This window comes from Curtobacterium subtropicum (assembly GCF_030362975.1).
Classification (GTDB): Bacteria; Actinomycetota; Actinomycetes; order Actinomycetales; family Microbacteriaceae; genus Curtobacterium; species Curtobacterium subtropicum.
The window spans coordinates 55,981-76,657 of record NZ_JAUCMM010000013.1; the positions used below are offsets into that span (position 1 = coordinate 55,981).

At 71.7% G+C, this 20,677-nt stretch carries 13 protein-coding genes; 4 read left to right on the plus strand and 9 right to left on the minus strand.

What is annotated here, in order from left to right:
- Nucleotides 1–52: 52 nt before the first annotated feature.
- Nucleotides 53–2,737: a glycoside hydrolase family 2 protein gene (locus QUG98_RS14915; protein ID WP_289471306.1), complete on the minus strand. Its 2,685-nt coding sequence runs from the start codon at nucleotides 2,735–2,737 to the stop codon at nucleotides 53–55.
- Between the two features lie 271 nt (nucleotides 2,738–3,008).
- Here QUG98_RS14915 and QUG98_RS14920 point away from each other — a divergent pair, with 271 nt between their 5' ends.
- Nucleotides 3,009–3,407, plus strand: coding sequence for a pilus assembly protein CpaE (locus QUG98_RS14920; RefSeq protein WP_289471307.1), 399 nt, complete (start codon nucleotides 3,009–3,011; stop codon nucleotides 3,405–3,407).
- Nucleotides 3,408–3,522: 115 nt separating this feature from the next.
- Here QUG98_RS14920 and QUG98_RS14925 read toward each other — a convergent pair whose 3' ends face one another.
- On the minus strand, nucleotides 3,523–6,783 hold the full coding sequence (locus QUG98_RS14925) for a DUF7507 domain-containing protein (RefSeq protein ID WP_434533453.1): 3,261 nt from the start codon (nucleotides 6,781–6,783) through the stop codon (nucleotides 3,523–3,525).
- Nucleotides 6,784–6,973: 190 nt separating this feature from the next.
- Here QUG98_RS14925 and QUG98_RS14930 point away from each other — a divergent pair, with 190 nt between their 5' ends.
- Nucleotides 6,974–7,804, plus strand: coding sequence for an aldo/keto reductase (locus tag QUG98_RS14930; RefSeq protein WP_137766404.1), 831 nt, complete (start codon nucleotides 6,974–6,976; stop codon nucleotides 7,802–7,804).
- A 90-nt stretch (nucleotides 7,805–7,894) separates the two neighbouring features.
- Here QUG98_RS14930 and QUG98_RS14935 read toward each other — a convergent pair whose 3' ends face one another.
- The gene (locus QUG98_RS14935; protein WP_289471309.1) at nucleotides 7,895–9,043 is read right to left on the minus strand and encodes a class I SAM-dependent methyltransferase; all 1,149 of its coding nucleotides are present in this window, start codon (nucleotides 9,041–9,043) and stop codon (nucleotides 7,895–7,897) included.
- A 141-nt stretch (nucleotides 9,044–9,184) separates the two neighbouring features.
- Here QUG98_RS14935 and QUG98_RS14940 point away from each other — a divergent pair, with 141 nt between their 5' ends.
- A complete protein-coding gene (locus QUG98_RS14940; RefSeq protein WP_289471310.1) occupies nucleotides 9,185–9,841 on the plus strand; it encodes a GntR family transcriptional regulator in 657 nt (218 codons plus the stop codon).
- 315 nt (nucleotides 9,842–10,156) lie between these two features.
- On the opposite strand, the gene QUG98_RS14945 is transcribed toward QUG98_RS14940, so the two are convergent.
- The 6 genes from QUG98_RS14945 to dnaK all read right to left on the minus strand — a co-directional run bounded on the left by QUG98_RS14945 (nucleotide 10,157) and on the right by dnaK (nucleotide 17,607).
- Nucleotides 10,157–12,112: an Ig-like domain-containing protein gene (locus QUG98_RS14945; RefSeq protein ID WP_289471311.1), complete on the minus strand. Its 1,956-nt coding sequence runs from the start codon at nucleotides 12,110–12,112 to the stop codon at nucleotides 10,157–10,159.
- Nucleotides 12,113–12,187: 75 nt separating this feature from the next.
- Entirely contained in the window at nucleotides 12,188–13,423 is a 1,236-nt protein-coding gene (locus QUG98_RS14950; protein WP_289471312.1) for an Ig-like domain-containing protein, read from the minus strand.
- Nucleotides 13,424–13,489: 66 nt separating this feature from the next.
- Entirely contained in the window at nucleotides 13,490–13,915 is a 426-nt protein-coding gene (locus QUG98_RS14955; RefSeq protein WP_137768613.1) for a heat shock protein transcriptional repressor HspR, read from the minus strand.
- A 123-nt stretch (nucleotides 13,916–14,038) separates the two neighbouring features.
- Complete coding sequence (locus QUG98_RS14960; RefSeq protein WP_137766400.1) at nucleotides 14,039–15,043, minus strand: DnaJ C-terminal domain-containing protein; 1,005 nt, start codon at nucleotides 15,041–15,043, stop codon at nucleotides 14,039–14,041.
- A gap of 24 nt (nucleotides 15,044–15,067) precedes the next feature.
- Nucleotides 15,068–15,739 carry a nucleotide exchange factor GrpE gene (locus QUG98_RS14965; RefSeq protein ID WP_289471313.1) on the minus strand — a complete coding sequence of 224 codons (672 nt, stop codon included), beginning with the start codon at nucleotides 15,737–15,739 and terminating at the stop codon, nucleotides 15,068–15,070.
- Nucleotides 15,740–15,741: 2 nt separating this feature from the next.
- Nucleotides 15,742–17,607 carry a molecular chaperone DnaK gene (dnaK, locus tag QUG98_RS14970; protein ID WP_289471314.1) on the minus strand — a complete coding sequence of 622 codons (1,866 nt, stop codon included), beginning with the start codon at nucleotides 17,605–17,607 and terminating at the stop codon, nucleotides 15,742–15,744.
- A gap of 847 nt (nucleotides 17,608–18,454) precedes the next feature.
- Here dnaK and QUG98_RS14975 point away from each other — a divergent pair.
- Complete coding sequence (locus tag QUG98_RS14975; protein ID WP_289471315.1) at nucleotides 18,455–20,626, plus strand: Ig-like domain-containing protein; 2,172 nt, start codon at nucleotides 18,455–18,457, stop codon at nucleotides 20,624–20,626.
- Nucleotides 20,627–20,677: the final 51 nt, after the last annotated feature.

The window sequence follows — 20,677 nt, forward strand, 5'->3', positions numbered from 1 at the left end:
CCGACCGAGGGTCAAGGCACGGCCGCGCTGTGCATGCAGCACAACCAGTATGTCACATGTCTGAGCGGAGCACCCGGTCCAGGCTCCAGGTCACCGGCTCGCGGTCGATCCGGGCGGCCTCGGTCGCGCTGAGTCCCCGCAGTCGGTACCGCACCCGCTCGCCGGGCAGCAGGGTCATGAAGCCGCGGTCCACGGTGCCCGTCGGCGCGAGGCGGTCCGGCTGGAACAGCAGGTCGCGCACGAGGGAGTCCGCCTCGACGACCAGGTCGTGGCCGTCCCCGTCGGGTGCCGGCGTCACCGACGTCCGGTACCGCGCCGGCTGCCAGCGCATCGCGCGATCGGGCGACGGCGTCCACACCGCACGGCGCCAGTCCATGTCGGCGACGACCAGCTCGTTCGTCGGGTCGTCGACCACGCCCACGGCTTCCGGCAGCGCCACGACGGCCACGCCGGAGGGCCCCAGCTGCACGGGCAGCGTGGCCTCGGCGAGGATCGCTCCCGACAGTGCGATGCGGCGCACCCGCACGACGCTGTCCAGGCCGGCGCGCGACGACCGGACGGCCACCTCGATCGGGGCGTGACCGAAGGCGCCCGGCGAGACGCCGAGCGAGAGCGTGTCGGCCAGCTCGGAGGACCCCGCCGTCTCGCCGTCGTGGGCCGGACGGTCGAGGTGATCCGTGCCTCCCGGCCGGTCCTCGTCCGCTTCCGGACCGGCGGCCGACCCGCGGGTGGCGACCGGACGGATCGTCAGCAGCACGTCGTCGTACAACCGGCGCAGCTCGTGCGCGAGCGGCTTCAACCGACCCGCGGAGTCGATCGCGGACCACGAGGACACCGGCCACAGGTCGTTGAGCTGCCAGACCACGACCCCGGTGTTCCGCGGCCAGTGCGTGCGCCAGTGCTCGACGCCGGTCGCGATCGCACGGGTCTGCTGCAGCTGCGTCAGCCAGTGCCAGCGGTCGAGGTCCTCCGAGTCCACGGCACCGAAGCGCGGCGCGATGCCGCGCGCGAGCTTCCCCATGCCGTCGTCGGCCTTCTGGTGGTGGACGACACCGGGCGAGTCGACGCGCATCGGCTCGTCGGCGACCGCCTCGCGCAGCGTGCGCCAGGCAGGCGGGGCCTGCCACCCGAACTCGGAGACGAACCGCGGCACGGAGTCGCGGTAGTGGTCGTCGGACAGCCGGTTCCAGACGTCCCACGAGTGGTGCGTCTCGTGGTCGACGTGGTTCGCCGGCAGGCTCTCCGACCCCGACCACGGCGAGGCGACCGTGTAGAAGCGCGACGGGTCGACCGCGTCGACGATCGTCGGCAGCAGGTCGAGGTAGTAGTCGAGGCCCCAGCCGCGGTCACCGAGCTCCTCGGCCCAGCCGTCGGCGTCGTGCAGCCAGATGTTCTCGTTGTTGCCGTTCCACACGACGAGCGACGGGTGTCCGGCGAGGCGGGCGACGTTGTCCCGGGCCTCGGCGATGACCTCGCTGCGGATCGGCTCGACCTCGGGGTAGGCGGAGCACGCGAACGGGAAGTCCTGCCAGACGAGCAGACCGAGTTCGTCGCACACGTCGTAGAAGTCGTGCGACTCGTACACGCCGCCGCCCCAGACGCGCACGAGGTTCACGTGCAGGTCGGCAGCGGCGCGCAGCCGGTCCTCGATGCGGGCACGGTCCACACGGGACACGATGACGTCGTCCGGGATCCAGTTCACCCCGCGGACGTCGATGACGGTGCCGTTCACCACGATCGTGAACGGCTTGCCGATCTCGTCCTCGGCCGTGTCGATGCGGGTCGAGCGGAAGCCGGTGCGGCTCGCGCGGCGGTCGAGCACCTCGCCGTCGACCGTCTGCAGCTCGACCGTGACGTCGTACTGCACCTGCTCCCCGTACCCGCGCGGCCACCAGCGGCGGACGTCGGGCACCCGCACCGTGACGACCGTCTCGTCGCTCTGCGGGGTGAGCTGCGCCCGGGAGCGCTGCCGGGTCGTGCCACCGTCGACGGTCGGCCCGCTGACCGTCACGACGAGCACGAGGTCGTCGTCCTCGCCGTCCTGGTCGAGGTCGTTCATGCCCGACCGCTCGACCGTGATGTGCGCGTCGAGCACGCCCTCGCCCGCCTCGACGTCGACGAGCGGTCGGACCTCGGCGAGCCGTGCGGTGGACCACCGCTCGATCGCGACCGGGCGCCACGGCCCGCTCGTGACCGCCGTCAGCCCCCAGTCCCAGCCGAAGTTCGACGCCATCTTGCGCACGTAGGGGAACGGCTCGTCGTACGGTCCGGGCATCGACCCGGCGCGGGCGGCGACCCGGCCGGCCTCGCGGTACGGCGACTCGAACAGCAGCTCGAGGTCGCGCTCGCCGGACGTCCCGGGCACGTCGTTGAGGTCGAAGCGGTAGCGGCGGTGCATGTTCCGCGTGGTGCCGACGACGACGCCGTCCAGGCTGAGCTCGGTGACCGTGTCGAGCCCCTCGCACACCAGGTCGACGCGCTCGAAGCCTCGCGGGGCGACGTCGACGGTGCGGCGGTACGACCAGTCGGCCCGGCCGACCCACGCGGCGGCGGCCTCGTTGCGGTCGTACCGCGGGTCGGCGACGATCCCCTCGCGCTCGAGGTCCGTGTGCACCTGTCCGGGGACGGTCGCCCGGATGGTGCGTCCCGCGATGCCGTCCGGCGCGCCGACCGGCGGCTCGTCGCCCGCGATCGCCACGGTCCAGTCGTCGCGGAGTTCCTCGCGCTCGAGGGTCATGCGGGTCCTTTGCTGGGCGGACGGGTTCGGTGCGGACGAGCGGCGCGGGCGTCGGCGGGGACCGGCGTCCGGACGCCGGCTCGCGGTCGTGCCCGTGGCCGCGGACGGCCTGGAGGCGCGGCACCGGTTGCTCGGCATCGTCGCGTCCGCGCGCGCGGACGATCACTCGCCGTGCGCGGGGTGCTCGGCGATGCTAGTACGCGGACCTTGCCACGCGCCTCCGCCCGGCGGCGGATCCGCGTTCGGCGGTGGCGCATGGCAGGGTGGAGACGTGATCACCGTCGACACCGCCACAGCCCTCCGCGACGCCGGACTCCGCTGGCACCCCGCGACCGGGGACCGCTTCGTCATCGACAAGCCGGGCGTCGACGACGACGTCTACACGGTGTCCGAGATGACCGTCGAGCGGCACGACTACCCGTCAGGCACCGTGCTCGGGTTCAACGGCACGACCGAGTGGGCGCTGGACTCGGTGTCGGCGACCGAGGCCCTGTGGCTCCCCCGCGAGGACCAGCTGCGCGAGCTGCTCGGGCCGGCGTTCGTCTCGCTCGCGGCGGGTTTCACCGTGACCGCGACGATCGGCGGCGAGCAGCGGGAGTTCACCGGCGCGGACGCCGCCGAGACCTACGGCGCGGCGCTGCTGGCGTACATCACGGCCGCGCTGGCCTGAGGCGGACGCTGGTCTGAGCGGGGCGCTGGCCTGCGGCGGGCGCCGGCCTGAGGCGGGCGCCGGCCTGAGCGGAGCGCGGACCCGGGTCGCTCGCGGCCCGGGTCCGTTCCCCCGACTACTCCTCGCCGTGGTCCGAGGTGCCGTCCCCGCCGGGTACACGGACGGCCGGTCCCGTCCGGTCCGCCCGACGTCGCATGACGACGAGGGCCGTCCCGAGCAGCACCAGGCCGAGCGCTCCGACGAGTCCGCCGGCGACGGCCGTGGTGCCGGTGAAGGCCAGCGCTGCCGGGATGCCCGCCGCCCCGGCAGCCGCTGGGGCCTCGACCCGGACCTCGTCGTGTCGGACGGGGGACGCGACCGTCACCGGCCAGGCATCCTCCGCCGGGGTCGACCGGCCGGTGCGGTGGTCCGCCGTGACGGTCCCCGTCTGCGTGGTGTCCGAGCCGCCACCGACGTGCTCGGATCCGCCGTCCGCGCGGCTCACGCGCCCCTCGACCTCGGTGGTGAACCGCACCACGCCGGCGCGGACGTCCGCCGCCGTCACGGTGTGGAACGCCCCGTCGCACGTCGTCGCACCGCCCGGCTGGAGCGTCCGGTCCGCGCAGTCCGACGCGTCCGTGTCAGCGCCCCGGAGCCCGTGCACGACGAGGTTGCCGGTGTGTCGCACCGTCCCGTGGACCGCGATCCGGTCGCCCTCGTGGACGGGCCCGGTGACCGGTCGCACCGCACCATCACGGTCACGTTCGACCACGGTCGTGCGGAGGTCGAGGACGTTCCCGGCACGGAGGCCGACCCGGACGTCGTCACGCGCGTCGACGGCGGCTCCGGTCGGGTCGGTCGCCGACGCGGTGAGCACGAACGGGACGACCCCGCGTTCCACGTCGTCCTGCGTCAGCTCGTGGTCGGGCACCGTGCACGAGACCGTCCCACCCGGCGCCAGCGTCGCGATGGGACACGTCACCGGCGCGTCGACCGACTCGACGAGCTCGGCCGCCAGGTCGTCCAGTGTGACATTGCCCGCGTTCCGGATCTCGACGGCGACCTCGACGTGGTCGCCGGGACGCTGCAGCCGGTCGTCGGTACCGGCAGCACCGGACCCTCCGGAGCCACCGGAGCCACCGGAGCCACCGGAGCCACCGGAATGGACGGTCGCCAGGTGCGCCGTGAGCGTCGCGCCGAGCACCGGCAGCCGTTCGACGTCCACGCCCGTCACCGCGTGGGCTTCTGCGCTCTGCCCGTCCGGGCCGGTACCGCGCGCCGTGAAGGCGACGTCGAGGCGCCCGGCATCGACGTCGGCCTGGGAGAGGTGGTGCGACCCGACCGTGCAGGTCACGGCAGCCCCTGGCGCGAGGTCCCCGGTCGGGCAGTCGACGTCGAGGTCCGGACGGCCTTCGGCGAGCGCGGTGAGGTCGTGCAGCGTGGTGTTCCCGGTGTTGCGGAGCACGAGTCCGAGGCGCACCTCGTCCCCGGCGAGGGGGACGGTCCCCGCTCCGGGCACGATCGCGGCGGTGGCGTCTGCCGCGACGGCGTCACGCCGCGGGAGCGGGAGCTCGGCCGCGGTGTCCGTCCGGACCGCGCTGCCGTCGGGCGCGCGACCGGTGACGGGAGCGGTGAAGGTCAGCGCGCCGCCGTCGATCTCCTGCTGGGTGAGCCTCGCCGACCCCGAGACCCGGCAGTCCTCGTCCGCGCCCGGCGCGAGCGGGGCCGCGGGGCAGGTCACGGTGAACTCGTCCCGACCGTCGACGGCGGCGGCGAGGTCGTGCAGTGTGACGTTCCCGGTGTTCTCGACCCGGAGCGCCAGTGTCACCTCGTCACCCGGGTGCGGCTCGTGGTCGTCCCGGTGCGCGGAGAGCACCCCGGCCACCGCGGGTGCAGCCGCGGGGGTCGGGGCGGTCGCGGACGCGGTGGCCTCGACCGGGTCCCCGGACCGCGCGGTGGCGGTGGCGCGGACGGCATCGTCGATGCGGCCTCGGTCGAGGTCCGCCTGCACGACCGGCCGCCGGGGCGAGGTGCACACCGTGGACGCTCCCGGGTCCAGGTCGGTCGCCGCGCAGGTGCTCGTGCCCGCGGTCCCGACCACGCCGAGGTCGTGCACCGGGGCGTTCCCGGCGTTGCGCACCGTCGTGGCGAACGCGATCTCCTCGCCCAGGTCGGCGACCGCGTCGTCGCCCGTCAACACCGGTTCCTCGGTGGCCACGAGGGCGTTCTGCTCGGGCAGGAACGTCACGCTCGCCGGGTCCGGCAGGTCGACCCCCCGGTGGGCCTCGACGTCGCCTGCAGTGAGCGTGTAGGTCCCCGCGCGGTCCGAGGTCACGTCGAAGGACACAGCGCAGTCGACCGCGTCCGTGGCCAGGTCCCCGTGCACGGTCAACAGGTCACCGCCGGGCTCGGCGGTCACGGCCCCACCCGTGCACGAGCTCTCCAGGTGCGGCGACCCTGCGATGCGCAGGCCCGAGGGGAGGCGCTCCGCGTACGACCAGCCGGGCTTCGACCCGAGCTCCGACGTGTTGACGACCCGGGCGGTCATGCGGGCGGTGTCCCCGACGACCGGCGTCCCCGCGAACGCGTTCGCCACACGCGGCGTCGTGTCGAGGACCGACACCCCGTCGATCGCGCCGTCGTTACCGTCGAACGCCGTCTGCTGGTTCCGGAGCCGCCACTGCACGGTGTCGCCGTCGAACAGCAGCCCGCCGGGTGAGACGAACGAACCCGCCCTGATCTGCTCGCCGCCGACGGTGTAGGTCTGCGCACGTCGGTCCGTGCACGGGTCGATCGGCCCCGAGACGGGGCGTTCCTCGCCACGGTCCACGAGCGAGAACGCGAGCTCCGGGTGCGCGACGTCGCACGATGCCGCGGCCGCCGCGACCCCGAAGGAGACGAAGCGACCGGTCTCGCCGAGCTGCGTGGGGCTGGTCGGCTGCACCTGCACGGCGTCCGCGGGCATGCGCCGGTCCAGGGTCCAGGCGCTGACGGCGTGGTTCGACCTCGGGTCCGTCCCGGTCACGGTCCCGAGCACGGTCGCGAGCGTCCGGAGCTGTGGATTCGCGGAGCAGGCGGCGACGTCTCCGCTCGTCTGGCTGGTCAGGATGCCGTTGCACTGCTGCGGATCGATCCACCGCGGGTCGGCCGTGTACCGCTGCCCGGAGCGACCCACGTACCGGTCGAGCATCACCGGCGTGGTCGACAGGCCGTTCTCGAAGTCCTCGGACGCCCGGACCACCGGTGCAGCGTTCGCACCGCTCGCCTCGGGCATCGCCCCACGGAACGGCGCGACTCCCCCGCGGGCCGCGCCCGGCTCGTCGATCGCGGCAGCAGCCCGGTCGGACGGCGCTCCGACGAGCGCGGCGACCAGGCAGAGTGCGGTCACGAGGACCATCACGGCCGGTGATGTTCTGTGTTCTACGTACATGTTCACGCTTGTACCGGTCGCGGCCTGACCTGTCCGCCCGCTTGCGAACCGGATCGAGCGAGCGGCCCCGGTCCGGTTCGCGCACTCCGCAGCTGCGGACCCGCCCGGCTGAGCGTTGCCGGAATGCCTCCTGGGACCCGTTTGGTTGCATGGCGTCATGACCGTTCCGAACATCACCCTGAACGACGGCAAGACCATCCCGCAGCTCGGCTTCGGTGTCTTCCAGATCGACCCTTCGGACACGAAGGAGGCCACCCTCACAGCGCTCGAGGTCGGTTACCGCCACATCGACACCGCCGAGATGTACGGCAACGAGAAGGAGGTCGGCGAGGCCATCGAGGCGTCCGGCATCCCGCGCGAGGAGATCTTCGTCACCTCGAAGCTCAACAACGGGTTCCACGACCCCGAGGCCGCACTCGAGAACGGCAAGAAGTCGGCCGACCTGCTCGGCGGCTACACCGACCTGTTCCTCATCCACTGGCCGCTGCCCACCGTCTCGGACTTCGTCCCGACGTGGAAGGCGATGGAGGAGCTCTACCGCGGCGGCACGGCCCGCTCGATCGGCGTGAGCAACTTCCAGGCACACCACCTCAACCGCCTCGCCGCCGAGACGACGATCACCCCGGCTGTGAACCAGATCGAGGTGCACCCGTACCTCGTGCAGGAGGAACTGCGCGCGTACGACCGCGAGCACGGCATCGCGACCGAGGCCTGGTCGCCGATCGCGCAGGGCCTCGTGCTCGACGACGAGACCATCACGCGGATCGCAGGGAACACCGGCAAGACCCCGGCGCAGGTCGTCCTCCGCTGGCACATCCAGCGCGGTGACATCGTCTTCCCGAAGTCGGTCACCCGCTCGCGCGTCGAGGAGAACTTCGCGATCTTCGACTTCGAGCTCTCCGACGAGGACATGACCGCCATCACCTCGCTGGACAAGGGCCACCGCACCGGCCCGGACCCGGACACGTTCGACTACGTCCCGGCCTGATCGGCCCGGGTCGCGTCCCGACGTGACCACCACACGGACGGGAGGCCCGTGGCTGCGCAGCCACGGGCCTCCCGTCCGTCCGTGGCCGGTTCAGGACGTGACGCGGGACGCGGTCACGGTGAAGCGGGACGTCCGCACCACCTGCCGCGTCGGACCGACGGTCCGCTCGAGGTCGGCGCGGTAGCGCAGGTGTCCGTTCCAGACGCACCAGAGCTCGCCGTCCTGCTGCAGGATGCGGGCCGCGTTCCGGAACATCGCCGCCGCCGCGTCGGTGCTGACACTGGTGCCGTCGTGGAACGGCGGGTTGCAGAGCACGAGCTTCGCCGAGCCGCTGTCGAGCTCGTCCCCCGCGTCGGTCCGTGCCGTGACCACCCGGTCACCGACGCCGTTGCGGTCGGCGGTCACACGGGTCGACGCGACGGCGACGCTCGAGACGTCGGTCGCCACCACCCGGATCGCCGGCCGGCGGCGCGCGAGGACCGTCGCGATGGTGCCGTTGCCGCAGCCGAGGTCGACCGCCTGGCGCGCGGACGGGACCGCGTCGTCGACCACGTCGAGGAGCACCCGGGTGCCGAGGTCGAGCGACGTCCCGGCGAAGACGCCGCCGTGCGCCGCGATCGTGATGCCGAGCTCGTCGTTGTGCACGGTGCGGGGCCAGGGTGCGGTCACGTCCGCTCGCGCGGCGGCCGCGTGCAGCGGGTCCTGTGCGATGAGGAGTCGGGACTTGGCCCGTCCGCGTGACGCCGTGACCTCGCCGAAGTACCGGCGCAGGACGTCGTTCTGCGACAGGGTCATGTGCTTCACCCGGCCGCCGCAGACCACGACGACGTCCGGAGCGGCCCACCGGGCGATCGCGCGCGCGACCTCGTCGAGCCGGTCGTTCGACTTCGGCAGCCGGAGGAGTACGAGCCGCACGTCGCGGAAGGCGTCCTCGAGGGTCGCCGGGTGGTGGAAGCCCCGACGCCCGAAGGTGCCGGCGTTCGCGGTCAGGGCGCGCTCCCCGACGAGGGAGTCCTGCACGACGCGGATGTCGCTCGAACCGTGCAGCGCCAGGAGTCCGAGCGTCAGCACGCCGTAGCGGTCGTCGACCACGGCGACCTCACCCGGCTGCCGGAGCGCGTCACCGTGCAGGAACGGCGCCTCGTCGAGCATGAAGCGGTCCGTGCCGTCGATCGCGACGATGTCCGGCTGGTCGCCGTCGGAGCGGCGCCGGAAGTGGTCTGCGAAGTCGAACGGCACCGGCCAAGGCTACCCAGCTCGCCCTCACGGGACGTCGCGACCGGACAACGTCGGTATATCACCGGTCTGCTCTGGTATCCCGGGGCCCTACAGTCGGATGCACCGCCCGGACGGGGTGGGACGACGGTGCGAGAGGGGCCGATGTTCGCTTCGCCAGACGCCGGGGTGCGGCCCCGGCTCCGAGACCAGGCCAGGGAGCGGCTCCGCGCCGAGATCATGGGTGGGGTGCTCGCCCCGGGCACCCTGCTCGACGACGACGAGCTGGCCGGCCGTCTGCGCTGCTCCCGCACGCCGGTGCGTGAGGCACTGTCCGACCTCGGGCACCTCGGACTGGTCGAGTTCCGCGCCAACCGGTACACGCGGGTGACCGTCCCCCGGCGCGAGGACCTCGTGCCGACCCTGCAGGCGCTCGGGCTGCTCTTCGGCGGCGTCGTCCGGACGACGATCCCCGAGTTCGACGACCGCCGACGCGCCCTGCTCTTCCGTCGGCTCGGGCTGCTGCTCGATTGCATGGCGGAGACTCGTTGGGAGTGGGGCGCCGATGCCGTGACGCCGGTGTACCGGTCGTTCATCGCGGAGTGCGACAACCCGTTGCTCGCCGCGACGCTGAGCGGTGCGCTCGACGGTCTGACCTACCGGCTGCGCCACGACGACGTCCGCGCCGCGCTGCCGTGGGAGCACATCCGGAACGGGCTCGTGGCACTGCGCATCGCGGTGGACAGCCGCGACGGGCGCCTGGCGGAGCGGGCATCGAGCCGGATCCACCTGCTGCCGGACCCGGACCGGAAGGACCGCTGAGGTGTGCGGCGCCTGCCTGCGCACGGTGGTCGACCGGATCCGTGCCGGGCGACCAGGTCGCTGCAGACCGGTCGACCCGGAGCTCGAGCTGCTCGCCGCGCCCCGGTGCGGGAGCATGACGGCGCGCGCCGAGGAGCGGAACGAACCGCCGGCACCCTGACGCCGTGCGGTGCGAGCCCGCCGGCCACGCGATCGACCGCTGCGCCGCCGTCACTGTGCCGCCGTCGGGGCGCGTGTGCTCGGGCGCGTGTGGTCGCACGCGGACGAGCCCGCGGGCCGCTCGGGCACCGCGGGCTCGTCCGCCTCGACCTCCGGTCAGCTGCCGGAGAGCGACACCGTCGCCGTCGTGGTGTTCGCGCCACGCCCGGTGGCGGTCGCCTCGATCACCTGGTCGCGGACCGGCAGCGCCGGCGTCGACACCGCCCACCGACCGTCCGCGCCCGCGGTGACCGATCCCAGGTCGCTGCCGGGGACACCCCGCTCGGCGAGCCGGACGACCGCGCCTGGGGCGGCGACCCCGCTGATCCGGACGCTCGGGAACACCGGCGAGACGACGAACCCGTCGCCCGGCGAGGTGATCCGGACGGCCGCTCCGTAGTCGACGTCGACGCCGATCGACTGCGGCGGCTGCCCGCTCGCGGTCTGCGTCGCGGTCAGGGACCAGACCCCACCGCGGCCCGGTGCCGCCGGCCGCACGGTCCACGTCCCGTCCTGCCCCACGGTCGTCGAGCCGACCTCCGTCGACCCGTCCCGGAGCACGACCCGCGCGCCGGGGACCCCGTGCCCGGACACGGTCGCCCGCTCGGTCACGTCGTCGGCGAACGTCACCGACGCATCGAAGGTCGGTGCGTCGACCTGCACGTCGACGGTCGTCCGGGCGAGGGACTGTTGCCCGGCGAAGGCCTCCACCTGCACCGTGTTGCTCCCGGCACGCAGTCCGTCGACGTCGACCGTCCACTTCCCGTCCCGCGGCTCCACGCGCTGTGTCGTCGCCTGGCCGTTGCGCTCCCACGTGATCGCGATGCCGGTCGTGACGCCGGGAGCGGTGCCCTCCACACGCGCCGTCCGCCGCGCGGCGTCGACCTCGGCGACCCGAGCGGTCAGGGGCTGGTCGGCCACGGTCGTGTCCGTCGTGGCGGTGGTGTCGAACGTGCCGCCGGTGAAGGACCCGGACAGGTGCCCGGTCATGGAGCCGGTGGTCGGGGAGACGTCGACCGGCGTCTCGACCCGCAGCCCGAACCGGAACTGCTGGTCCTTCGCGACGTCCCAGTTCCGCTGCCCGAGGTCGAAGGTGTAGGTCCGACCGTCACTCGAGCGCGACCCGTTCACGAGGGTGTTGCCACCGAAGGAGTACCACGAGGAACCCGACCGGTACTCCCCGCGCTGGCTGTCCTGGCCGCTCGCGAACCGCGTACCGGCCGGCGCGGCGACCTCGAGCCGCCCCGTCGGGGTGGTGAAGGCGCGCTTCGCGGTGTACGTGCTGTACACGGTCGACGTCTTCCCCCGTTCCAGGGTCGCCGAGCCCCGGTTGCCCGTGATCTGGTCGGGCTGCACGGGGTCGACGATCGTCACCGACACCGTCTTCTGGTCCTTGTACGACCCGTCGACGTACTGCTGGAACGTGCGGCTGTTCGCCCCCACCGACAGGCCCTGCAGGGTGGAGGACCAGTTGCCGGACTGGTCGGCGGTCGTCACCTCGGACCCACCGATGCGGATCGAGGCCTTCGGCGTCGCCGTCCCCGTCACGCGGGCGGTCCGCGCGGCGTCGTCCTTGCTCACGACCGTCGCCGTCAACGACCGTGCGGCGTACGGCCGGGTCACGGATCCGAGCGCGGCCGGTCGGTTCGAGTTCCACCACCACGAGACCCAGTCCCTCGCGGCCGAGTAGACGGCACCGGCGTCGCGCGACTCCCCCTCGCGCCAGTCGGACGGCCACGGCACCGTGTAGCCGCTCGTCGTGTCGACCAGGTCGAACACGCGCCCGCTGGAGTGGATGATCGACTTGCACCCCCAGACGAGTCCGGTGCAGACCGGGTTCGCGGTCACGACCAGACCCGACTGCGTCGCCTCGACGCGGACGCCGGTCGGGACACCGGCGTAGGCCAGTGCCCGCGCCTGCTCCGGAGCGGTCCCGAGGTCGCGGATCGCCTCGGCCCCGGCGCTGGTCTGGTCCTGGTCGGCCGCCGACGCAGCCGGTACTGGTCCTGCGAGGGCGGCGAGGGCGACGAGCCCCACGACGAGTGCCGCCGCGATCGGTGGTCGTTCGTGCATCGTGTTCTCCTGTCGGTCAGGGCCCCGAGCGGGACCCTGACCAACCTACGGAGTCGGAATACTGTGCGTTACGCATCAGTTGCCGTGGAGCCCGACGGTGGCCGACGTCGAGTTCGCACCACGCGACGTCGCCGTGGCCTGCAGCACGTGGTCACGCTGCGGCAGCGCCGGCGTCCGGATCGCCCACCGACCGTCCGCACCGGCCGTCGCGGAGCCGAGGTCGCTCCCGCTCGCACCCCGTTCGGAGAGCCGCACGACCGCCCCCGGCGCGGCGGTCCCGCTGATCCTGACCGCCGGGAATGCCGGCGGGATCACGAACCCGTTCCCCGGCGAGGTGATGCGGACGGCCTGGCCGTAGTCGACGTCGATGCCCACGGTCTCCGGCCCCTGTCCCGCAGCCGTGTGGGTGGCAGTCAGGTGACGGACCCCGCCGCGATCGGGAGCGTCGATCCGCAACGACCACCGGCCGTCCGCTCCGACGGTCGTCTCGCCGATCGTGGTCTCGCCGTCGGTGAGCACCACGCGCGCGCCCGGGACACCCGCACCGGCAACCAGCGCGCGCTGCGTGACGTCGTCGTCGAAGGACACCGCGCCCGAGAACACGGGCCGGGTCTCCTCGATCCGGACGGTCACCCGCCGGTCGTCCCGGAGGGCTCCGTCGACGTACTGCTGGTAGGTGCGGACGTTGTCCCCGACGGCGAGGCCCCGCAGCTCGTGGCTCCACCGCCCGGAGGAGTCGGCTCGCGCGACCTCGTCCCCGACGAGACGGATCGACGCACCCGGGGTCGCGGTGCCCTCGACGCGGGCGGTCCGGGCAGCGTCGTCCTTCGCGGTCACCTCGGCGGAGAGCGCCCGCGGCGTCACCGGTCGGGTGATCGACCCGAGCGAGACCCCGGCGGACGTCTCGGTGTAGCAGCGGCTGCCGTCGCAGGCAGCGCTGAAGACGAGTCCGTCGGTGCGCGTCTCCCCCTCGGCCCAACCCGCAGGCCACGGGACGAGCGCGCCGTTCCGGGTGTCGACGGTGGTGCTGAACCCGGCACTGAGGACGCGGATGTAGCTCTTGCACTCGGGCGCCAGGTCGCAGTGCGGTGTCGCCCGGACGGTGAAGCCCTCGGTGCCGACCGTCACGGAGACGTCGGTGGGCGGGCTGGTGCGGATCGAGATCGCCTTCGTCGATGCGTCGGCCGACGGAGCGACCTGCAGGCCGTCGCCGGTCGCGGCGGAGGCCGGACCGCTGACGCCGCTCGAGGCGAGGACGGCCGTCAGCGCGGTGCCGACGGCGATCGTGATGACGGATGGACGAGAACGCACGGAGTACCTCCTGGGATCGTGACCGGTGACCCGGTCGGGTCGTCCGTCACGCTAGGAAGGTCCGCGTCAGCCGTCAGTCGTCCTTCTGGCTGGTCTGTACAGCACGACGGCGGTGTTCCGCTGCGGTCGCACCCCCGCGCGCAGCGGTACCGCGGCGCCCGTGGTCGTCGCCGCGAAGACGCGCGCGCCCGGTCGGCTGATCAGCTGGTCCGCCAGCGCCCGCTCGAGCTCCCGCACGCGGTCGCGCAGCGCCCGGTTCTCGTTCTCGAGCTCCAGCACGCGACGGATGCCCTCGAGCGAGACCCCCTCGCTGCCGAGCCGCGCGATCTCGCGCAGCTGCGCGACGTCACGCATCGAGTAGCGGCGGGAACCGCCGCGGGTCCGCCCGGGCACGACCAGGCCGAGCCGGTCGTACTGCCGCAGCGTCTGCGGGTGCATCTCCGCGAGCTCAGCCGCCACCGCGATCGCGAAGACGGGCGACTCCTCGTCCATGTCGGTCACGTCACGTCCCTTCCGTCGTCGGGTGGTCCTGGAACAGTCTGGAGGCCCGGTGCGGCTTCCTGACGGAGCCGCACCGGGCCTCCAGACCGGTTCTCGTGCTGTTGCTGGTACCGCCTACCCGCGCGCCTTGGCGAGCAGGTCCTCGCGCGGGTCCTCGTCCGGCAGGGCGGCGCGGAGCGCCTCGACGGCCTCGCGCTGCTTGTCCGACAGGTGCGACGGCACCGCGACCTGCACGGTCGCGAGCAGGTCGCCCGTGCCGTTCTTCGTCGTGACGCCGCGGCCCTTGACGCGCAGGACGCGACCGGACGGGGTGCCCGGTGCGACCTTGAGCTTGACGGGCTCGCCGCCGAGGGTGGGGACCTGGATCGTCGCGCCGAGCGCTGCCTCGGCGAAGGTCACGGGGACGTCCACGCGGAGGTGCTGCCCGTCGCGCTCGAACACCGGGTGCTTGCGGACGCTGACGGTGACCACCAGGTCACCGGCCTCGCCGCCGTCCGGGCTCGGCTCGCCCCGGCCGCGCAGGCGGATCTTCTGCCCGTCGGCGACGCCCGCAGGGATGCGGACGTTCACCGGACGGCCGTTCCCCTGCGACAGCTTGACCGTGTCACCGGCGATCGCGGTGGTGAAGTCGAGGGTCGTCGACGCCGTGACGTCGCGTCCCTTCGTCGGCCCACCGAACCCGCGGAAGCCGCCGGACGACTGGCCGAAGCCCTGGCCGCCACCGAACATCCCGCCGAGGATGTCCTCGAAGCCGCCGGCACCGCCGCCGCGTCCGCCCTGGCCGAAGCGCACGCGCTGTCCGCCCTGCTGGCCGAACATCCCACCGAAGACGTCCTCGAACCCGCCGCCCTGGCCCGGACCGCCCGCGGTGAAGCGGGCGCCCGAGCCCATGGCACGGACCTGGTCGTACTCGGCGCGCTGCTCCTTGTCGGAGAGCACCGAGTAGGCCTCGCTGATCTCCTTGAAGCGGGCCTCGGCGGCGGCGTCACCCGGGTTGGAGTCCGGGTGGAACTGCCGCGCGAGCTTCCGGTAGGTCTTCTTCAGCTCAGCGTCGCTCGCCGTCTTGTCGACGCCGAGGACCTTGTAGAAGTCCTTGTCGAACCAGTCCTGACTGGCCATGAATCCCTACCTCCTTCCCGTGCCTCAGGCGGGGACCGCGACGGCGACCTTGGCCGCACGGATGACGCGCTCGCCGAGCTTGTAGCCCGGCTCGACGACGTCCGCCACGGTCTGGCCGGTCGCACCCGGCGTCGGGAGCTGCACGATCGCCTCGTGCACGTTCGGGTCGAAGGGCTCGCCCTTCTCGCCGATCTGCTCCAGCTTGAACTTGCCGAAGCCGCCGCGGATCTTCTGCGCGATGACCTGCATCGGGCCCTCGGCGAGGTCACCGTGGGCCTCGGCGCGGCTGAGGTCGTCGAGCGCGGGCAGCAGGGCCCGCACGACCTCGGCGATGACGGCGTCGCGGTTCGCCTCGCGGTCGCGCTCGACGCGCTTCCGGAAGTTCACCAGCTCGGCCTGCGCGCGGAGCATGTCGGCACGCATGTCGGCGACGAGGTCACGGTCACCCTGGCTCAGCTTGTCCTCTTCGATGCCGCGGGCGGCGTCGTCGAGCAGGGCCTGGTCCTCCGGGGAGAGGTCGCTCGCCTGGTCAGCGCTCGGGCCGCCGGCGGCGGGGCCGTCCGTGGGGAGTTCCACGTCCGGCCCCTCCGCCTCGATGAGGTCCTCGGGCTCCTGTGCGTTGGTGGCGTCGCCCTCGACCTGGGGCTCGTCCTCCGGCACGTCGCCCTTGGGCGCGTTGTCCTCAGGGTTCGGCATCGTTACTTCTTGTCCTTGTCGTCCTCGTCGTCCACGACCTCGGCGTCGACGATGTCCTCGTCGTCCGCCTGCTGGCCCTGGTCGCCGGCCGGCTGCTCGCCGCCGGCCGACGGAGCGTCCTGCTGGGCGTAGATCGCCTGGCCGAGCTTGCCCTGCGACTCGTTGAGCTTGTCGAAGGCGGTCTTCACGGCCTCGTCGTCGTCACCCGCGAGGGCCGACTTGAGCCCGTCGACGTCCGCCTGCACCTCGGACTTGACGTCCGCGGGGAGCTTCTCGTCGTTCTCCTTGATGAGCTTCTCGATCGAGTAGACGAGCTGCTCGGCCTGGTTGCGACGCTCGTTGGCCTCGCGACGGGCCTTGTCCTCGGCCGCGTGCTCTTCCGCTTCACGGACCATGCGCTCGATGTCCTCCTTCGGCAGCGACGAGCCGCCGGAGATGACCATCGACTGCTCCTTGCCGGTGCCCTTGTCCTTCGCGGACACGTGCACGATGCCGTTCGCGTCGATGTCGAACGTGACCTCGACCTGCGGGACACCACGGGGAGCGGGGGCGATGCCGGTGAGCTCGAAGGTGCCGAGCGGCTTGTTGTCGCGGGTGAACTCGCGCTCGCCCTGGAAGACCTGGATCGCGACCGACGGCTGGTTGTCGTCGGCGGTCGTGAAGGTCTCGCTGCGCTTGGTCGGGATCGCGGTGTTGCGGTCGATGAGCTTGGTCATCAGGCCGCCCTTGGTCTCGATGCCGAGGGACAGCGGGGTGACGTCGATGAGCAGGACGTCCTTGCGCTCGCCCTTCAGGACACCGGCCTGCAGCGCGGCGCCGACGGCGACGACCTCGTCCGGGTTGACGCCCTGGTTCGGCTGCTTGCCACCGGTCAGGCTCTTGACGACCTCGGCCACGGCGGGCATGCGGGTCGAGCCACCGACGAGCACCACGTGGGCGATGTCGTTGACGCTGACACCCGCCTCCTTGATCACGTCGTTGAACGGCTTCTTCGTGCGGTCGAGCAGGTCCGAGGTCATCTGCTCGAACTGCGCGCGCGAGATGGTCTCGTCGAGGTTCAGCGGGCCCTCGGCGGTCAGCGTCAGGTACGGGAGCTGGATGTTCGCCGACATCTGCGACGAGAGCTCCTTCTTCGCCTGCTCGGCGGCTTCCTTCAGGCGCTGCTTCGCGATCTTGTCCGTGGACAGGTCGACGCCGTGCTCGTCCTTGAACTTCTTGACGAGGTGGTCGACGATGCGCTGGTCCCAGTCGTCGCCGCCGAGGCGGTTGTCGCCCGAGGTCGCCCGGACCTGGATCGTGGAGAAGTCGTCGTCCTTGCCCACCTCGAGCAGGGAGACGTCGAACGTGCCGCCACCGAGGTCGAAGACCAGGATGAGCTCGTCCTCCTTGCCCTTGTCGAGGCCGTACGCCAACGCGGCCGCGGTCGGCTCGTTGATGATGCGGAGGACGTTGAGGCCGGCGATCTCACCGGCGTCCTTCGTGGCCTGGCGCTCGGCGTCGTTGAAGTACGCCGGGACGGTGATGACCGCGTCGGTGACGTCCTCGCCGAGGTACTGCTCGGCGTCGCGCTTGAGCTTGCCGAGGGTACGGGCCGAGATCTCCTGCGGCGTGTAGCTCTTGCCGTCGATGTCGACCTTCCAGTCGGTACCGATGTGGCGCTTCACGCTCGCGATGGTGCGGTCGACGTTCGTGACGGCCTGGCGCTTCGCGGTCTCGCCGACCAGGACCTCGCCGTCCTTCGTGAACGCGACGATCGACGGCGTGGTGCGGAGGCCCTCGGCGTTCGCGATGACGGTGGGCTCGCCACCCTCGAGAACGCTGACGACCGAGTTCGTGGTGCCGAGGTCGATGCCTACTGCACGTCCCATGTGTTGGTGCTCCTTCGGTTGGGGTGCTGTCTTGCTGAAGCCTACGCGGAGTTGCGTCCGCTGCACTCAAGTTTACTCAGGGACCGGCGAGAGTCAAGCGCGCAGGGGTGAAGTTGCGTCGAGGCGGCGCAAGTCTCCGTAGTCATCACACTCGGCAGGTTCACAGCGTGTGCATGTGATATTTATTACTCCTTGTGTGAGACGCCGCTGCTCCCAGCGGCCCGATCCCGAAAGACACCTCATTCACATGAAGTCATTCCTTCGAGCTGCGGCCGCGACCGGCGTCGCCGCAGCCACCCTCGCCGCGGGGCTGAGCGTCGCTCCGGCCGCTGGCGCGACGACCGCCGACCCCCTTCAGCAGAAGCGCGGCGGGACGACGTTGCACTTGGTCACATCGCCGGTCGATGGCAAGTACCGGTACTGGAAGACGAGCAGCCCTTGGAGCTACAGCGCCGACTCCGAACAGGAGGCTAGGTCGAAGGCTGGAACCTGGCGAGCCGACTTCGTCCAAGCTGCGGGTGGCTTTGAGTGGTTCCGCCTCTGGAATGAAGATAGGAGTAAGTGTCTCGTTGCGGCGTCAGGCTGGGGCAAGGGACTCCTCTCCCCTCGCGGGGCCGGAAGTGAAGAATGCTCGAACGGAAGTTCGTTGTGGTCGATGCAGAGCGGCCGGCTCCGCGCGAAGCAGAACCTGGATGGCAGTCAGTACGGCACCTGGCTCACCTCCACGCCCGAGTGGAACAGCACGCACGAGGACTTCATTCTCACTCTCAGCACGTCTGCTGGCAGTTCCTACCGCTTTCTCGGCCTCCCAGACAAGCTGCTTCGGCTAGTCGCAAATGTTGCGGATGTGAACCTGGAGGCGGGAACGGCGAAGCTGGTCGACGGCATCGCGCCAGACGGTGCGGACTCGGTCGAGGTGTCGTGGAAGACCGCCGACGGTGCGACGAAGTCGAAGAACGTCACCGTGAAGGAGGATGGCTCGTGGTCGCGTGACCTCGACGGGCTGGCGCTGGGCAAGACGACCGTGCACCTCGAGGCCTTCGCCGGCAGCGAGAGCGTGGCAGAGTCCGACGTCGAGGTCGACCTGGCGGTGTCCGACCTGACCGCGACCGGCGCGTTCAGTGACGACGTCAACGAGGTCGCCCACATCACCGGCACCGCGACGCCGAACAGCTCGATCGTCGCGTTCCACGGGGAGCGGCAGATCCAGACCACGATGGCCGACGCCGAGGGCAAGTACTCCCTGGCGATCAACCCGCCGAACATCGGCGGCCCGTTCGACGTGCGCGTCGAACAGCACATCCGCGGCCAGGTGGCGAACTCGGCCGAGGTGCAGCTCGACTACGGCACCGCCGTGTCGATCACCGGCCCCGAGGACGACGCGACCCTCGACCCCGGCGACGACCTCGTGGTCAGCGGTGCCGCGCAGTCCGGTGCGAAGCTGAAGATCTACGAGCAGGGCAAGGCCGACGCCCCGCTCAAGGAGCTCACCGTCGGCACCAACGGCACCTACCGCGCCGTCATCGACGGGGACACGCTCGAGGACCGCGAGTACAAGCTCGTCGTCACGGGCGTCTCGAAGGGCTACAACGTCACCTCCGCCGAGGTCACGATCAACCCCGGCAAGTCGACCGTGAAGCAGCCCACCGCGCAGGTCGGGTTCGACGCGGACGTGACGCAGAAGGCCGTGGTCTCGGGTGAGGGTGCCGCCGGTGCGACGATCACCGTGAAGAACGGCTCGGACACGCTCGGCAGCACCCGTGTCGCGGACGACGGCACGTGGTCCCTCCCGATCAACCCGATCGGCCCGGGCCAGCACACCCTGACCGTCGAGCAGACCGGCATCGACGGCACGCAGACCACCACCACCGTCGCCGACTTCGGCGCCGCCGTGTCGATCGACGCGCCGGAGACGTTCGCCGACGGCGCGATGACGGTGACCGGACAGTCCTCTGCGGGAGCCCAGGTCACGATCGTGTCCGGTGGCAAGCAGATCGACTCGTTCACCGTCTCGAACGCGGACGGTTCCTTCAGCCGAGACCTCACGGGTCTGGGCTCGGGGAAGATCGAGCTCGAGGTGACCGCGAAGTCGAAGGGCGGGCTGACGACCGAGACCACCGCGTCCTCGACCGCCCCGATCGTCGCCGAGTCCGTCCAGATCAGTTCGCACGTCAAGAACGGGACGTTCATGCCCGGTGAGCAGCTCTTCACCGGCCGCGGGACCGTCGGTGCGACGATCACGTTCAACGTGCACGGGTTCCGCAACCCCGAGTACAACATGACGACGACCGTGGACCAGTTCGGCAACTGGCAGATCCGCCGCGGGCTCGCCGACACCACCTACCCCCTGCTGTCCGTGAAGCAGACGCCGCAGGCCGGCGTGGTGAACGAGCTCACCAACTGGAACCTGCGTCCCTACGACGGCATCGGCCAGCCGGGCGACCTCGAGCTGACGAACTTCAAGGACGGCGACTTCTTCAACCCGGGCGACCAGGTCTTCGCAGGCATGGCGACCCCCGGCGCGACGATCGTGTTCAACCCGTTCGGCCTGGACAACCCCGCGGTCGAGTCGTACAACATCGTCACCAAGGCCGACGAGACGACCGGGAAGTGGGAGATCCGCCGCGCCCTGGCGAACACGAACTACGACCAGATCGGGGTCCGTCAGGAGCCTGCGGCCGAGGGCAAGGTCAACCAGATCAACAACATCCGTGTCGCTCCGTACGGATGGATCGGGAAGCCGGCGGACCTGACGGTCACGAGCCCGACGGCGGACAGCACGGCTCCCGCCGGTGTCCAGACCTTCACCGGCACCGCGACCCCGGGCACCCGGGTGACGGTCTACGTCTGGGGCGACAACCCGACGAACCCCGCGACCGCCATCGCGAACGCGCGCGGCCAGTGGACGATCAACCGCGGGATGGGCGCGTACCCCGTGAAGTACAACGTGCGCGTCGTCCAGGAGAACGCCGGCGACAAGATCGACACCGTCCGCGTGCCCCTCACCATCACCGAGTAACACCCTCCCCTCGGGGGGGGGGGGGGGGGGGCGGCGGCCCCCCCCCCCCCC

What these genes read in the sequence shown, in the direction of transcription:
- QUG98_RS14915 (WP_289471306.1), bottom strand. Translation starts at nt 2,737, where the DNA reads ATGACCCTCGAGCGCGAGGAACTCCGCGACGACTGGACCGTGGCGATC.
- QUG98_RS14925 (WP_434533453.1), bottom strand. Translation starts at nt 6,783, where the DNA reads ATGGTCCTCGTGACCGCACTCTGCCTGGTCGCCGCGCTCGTCGGAGCG.
- QUG98_RS14930 (WP_137766404.1), top strand. Translation starts at nt 6,974, where the DNA reads ATGACCGTTCCGAACATCACCCTGAACGACGGCAAGACCATCCCGCAG.
- QUG98_RS14940 (WP_289471310.1), top strand. Translation starts at nt 9,185, where the DNA reads ATGTTCGCTTCGCCAGACGCCGGGGTGCGGCCCCGGCTCCGAGACCAG.
- QUG98_RS14945 (WP_289471311.1), bottom strand. Translation starts at nt 12,112, where the DNA reads ATGCACGAACGACCACCGATCGCGGCGGCACTCGTCGTGGGGCTCGTC.
- QUG98_RS14955 (WP_137768613.1), bottom strand. Translation starts at nt 13,915, where the DNA reads ATGGACGAGGAGTCGCCCGTCTTCGCGATCGCGGTGGCGGCTGAGCTC.
- QUG98_RS14960 (WP_137766400.1), bottom strand. Translation starts at nt 15,043, where the DNA reads ATGGCCAGTCAGGACTGGTTCGACAAGGACTTCTACAAGGTCCTCGGC.
- QUG98_RS14965 (WP_289471313.1), bottom strand. Translation starts at nt 15,739, where the DNA reads ATGCCGAACCCTGAGGACAACGCGCCCAAGGGCGACGTGCCGGAGGAC.
- dnaK (WP_289471314.1), bottom strand. Translation starts at nt 17,607, where the DNA reads ATGGGACGTGCAGTAGGCATCGACCTCGGCACCACGAACTCGGTCGTC.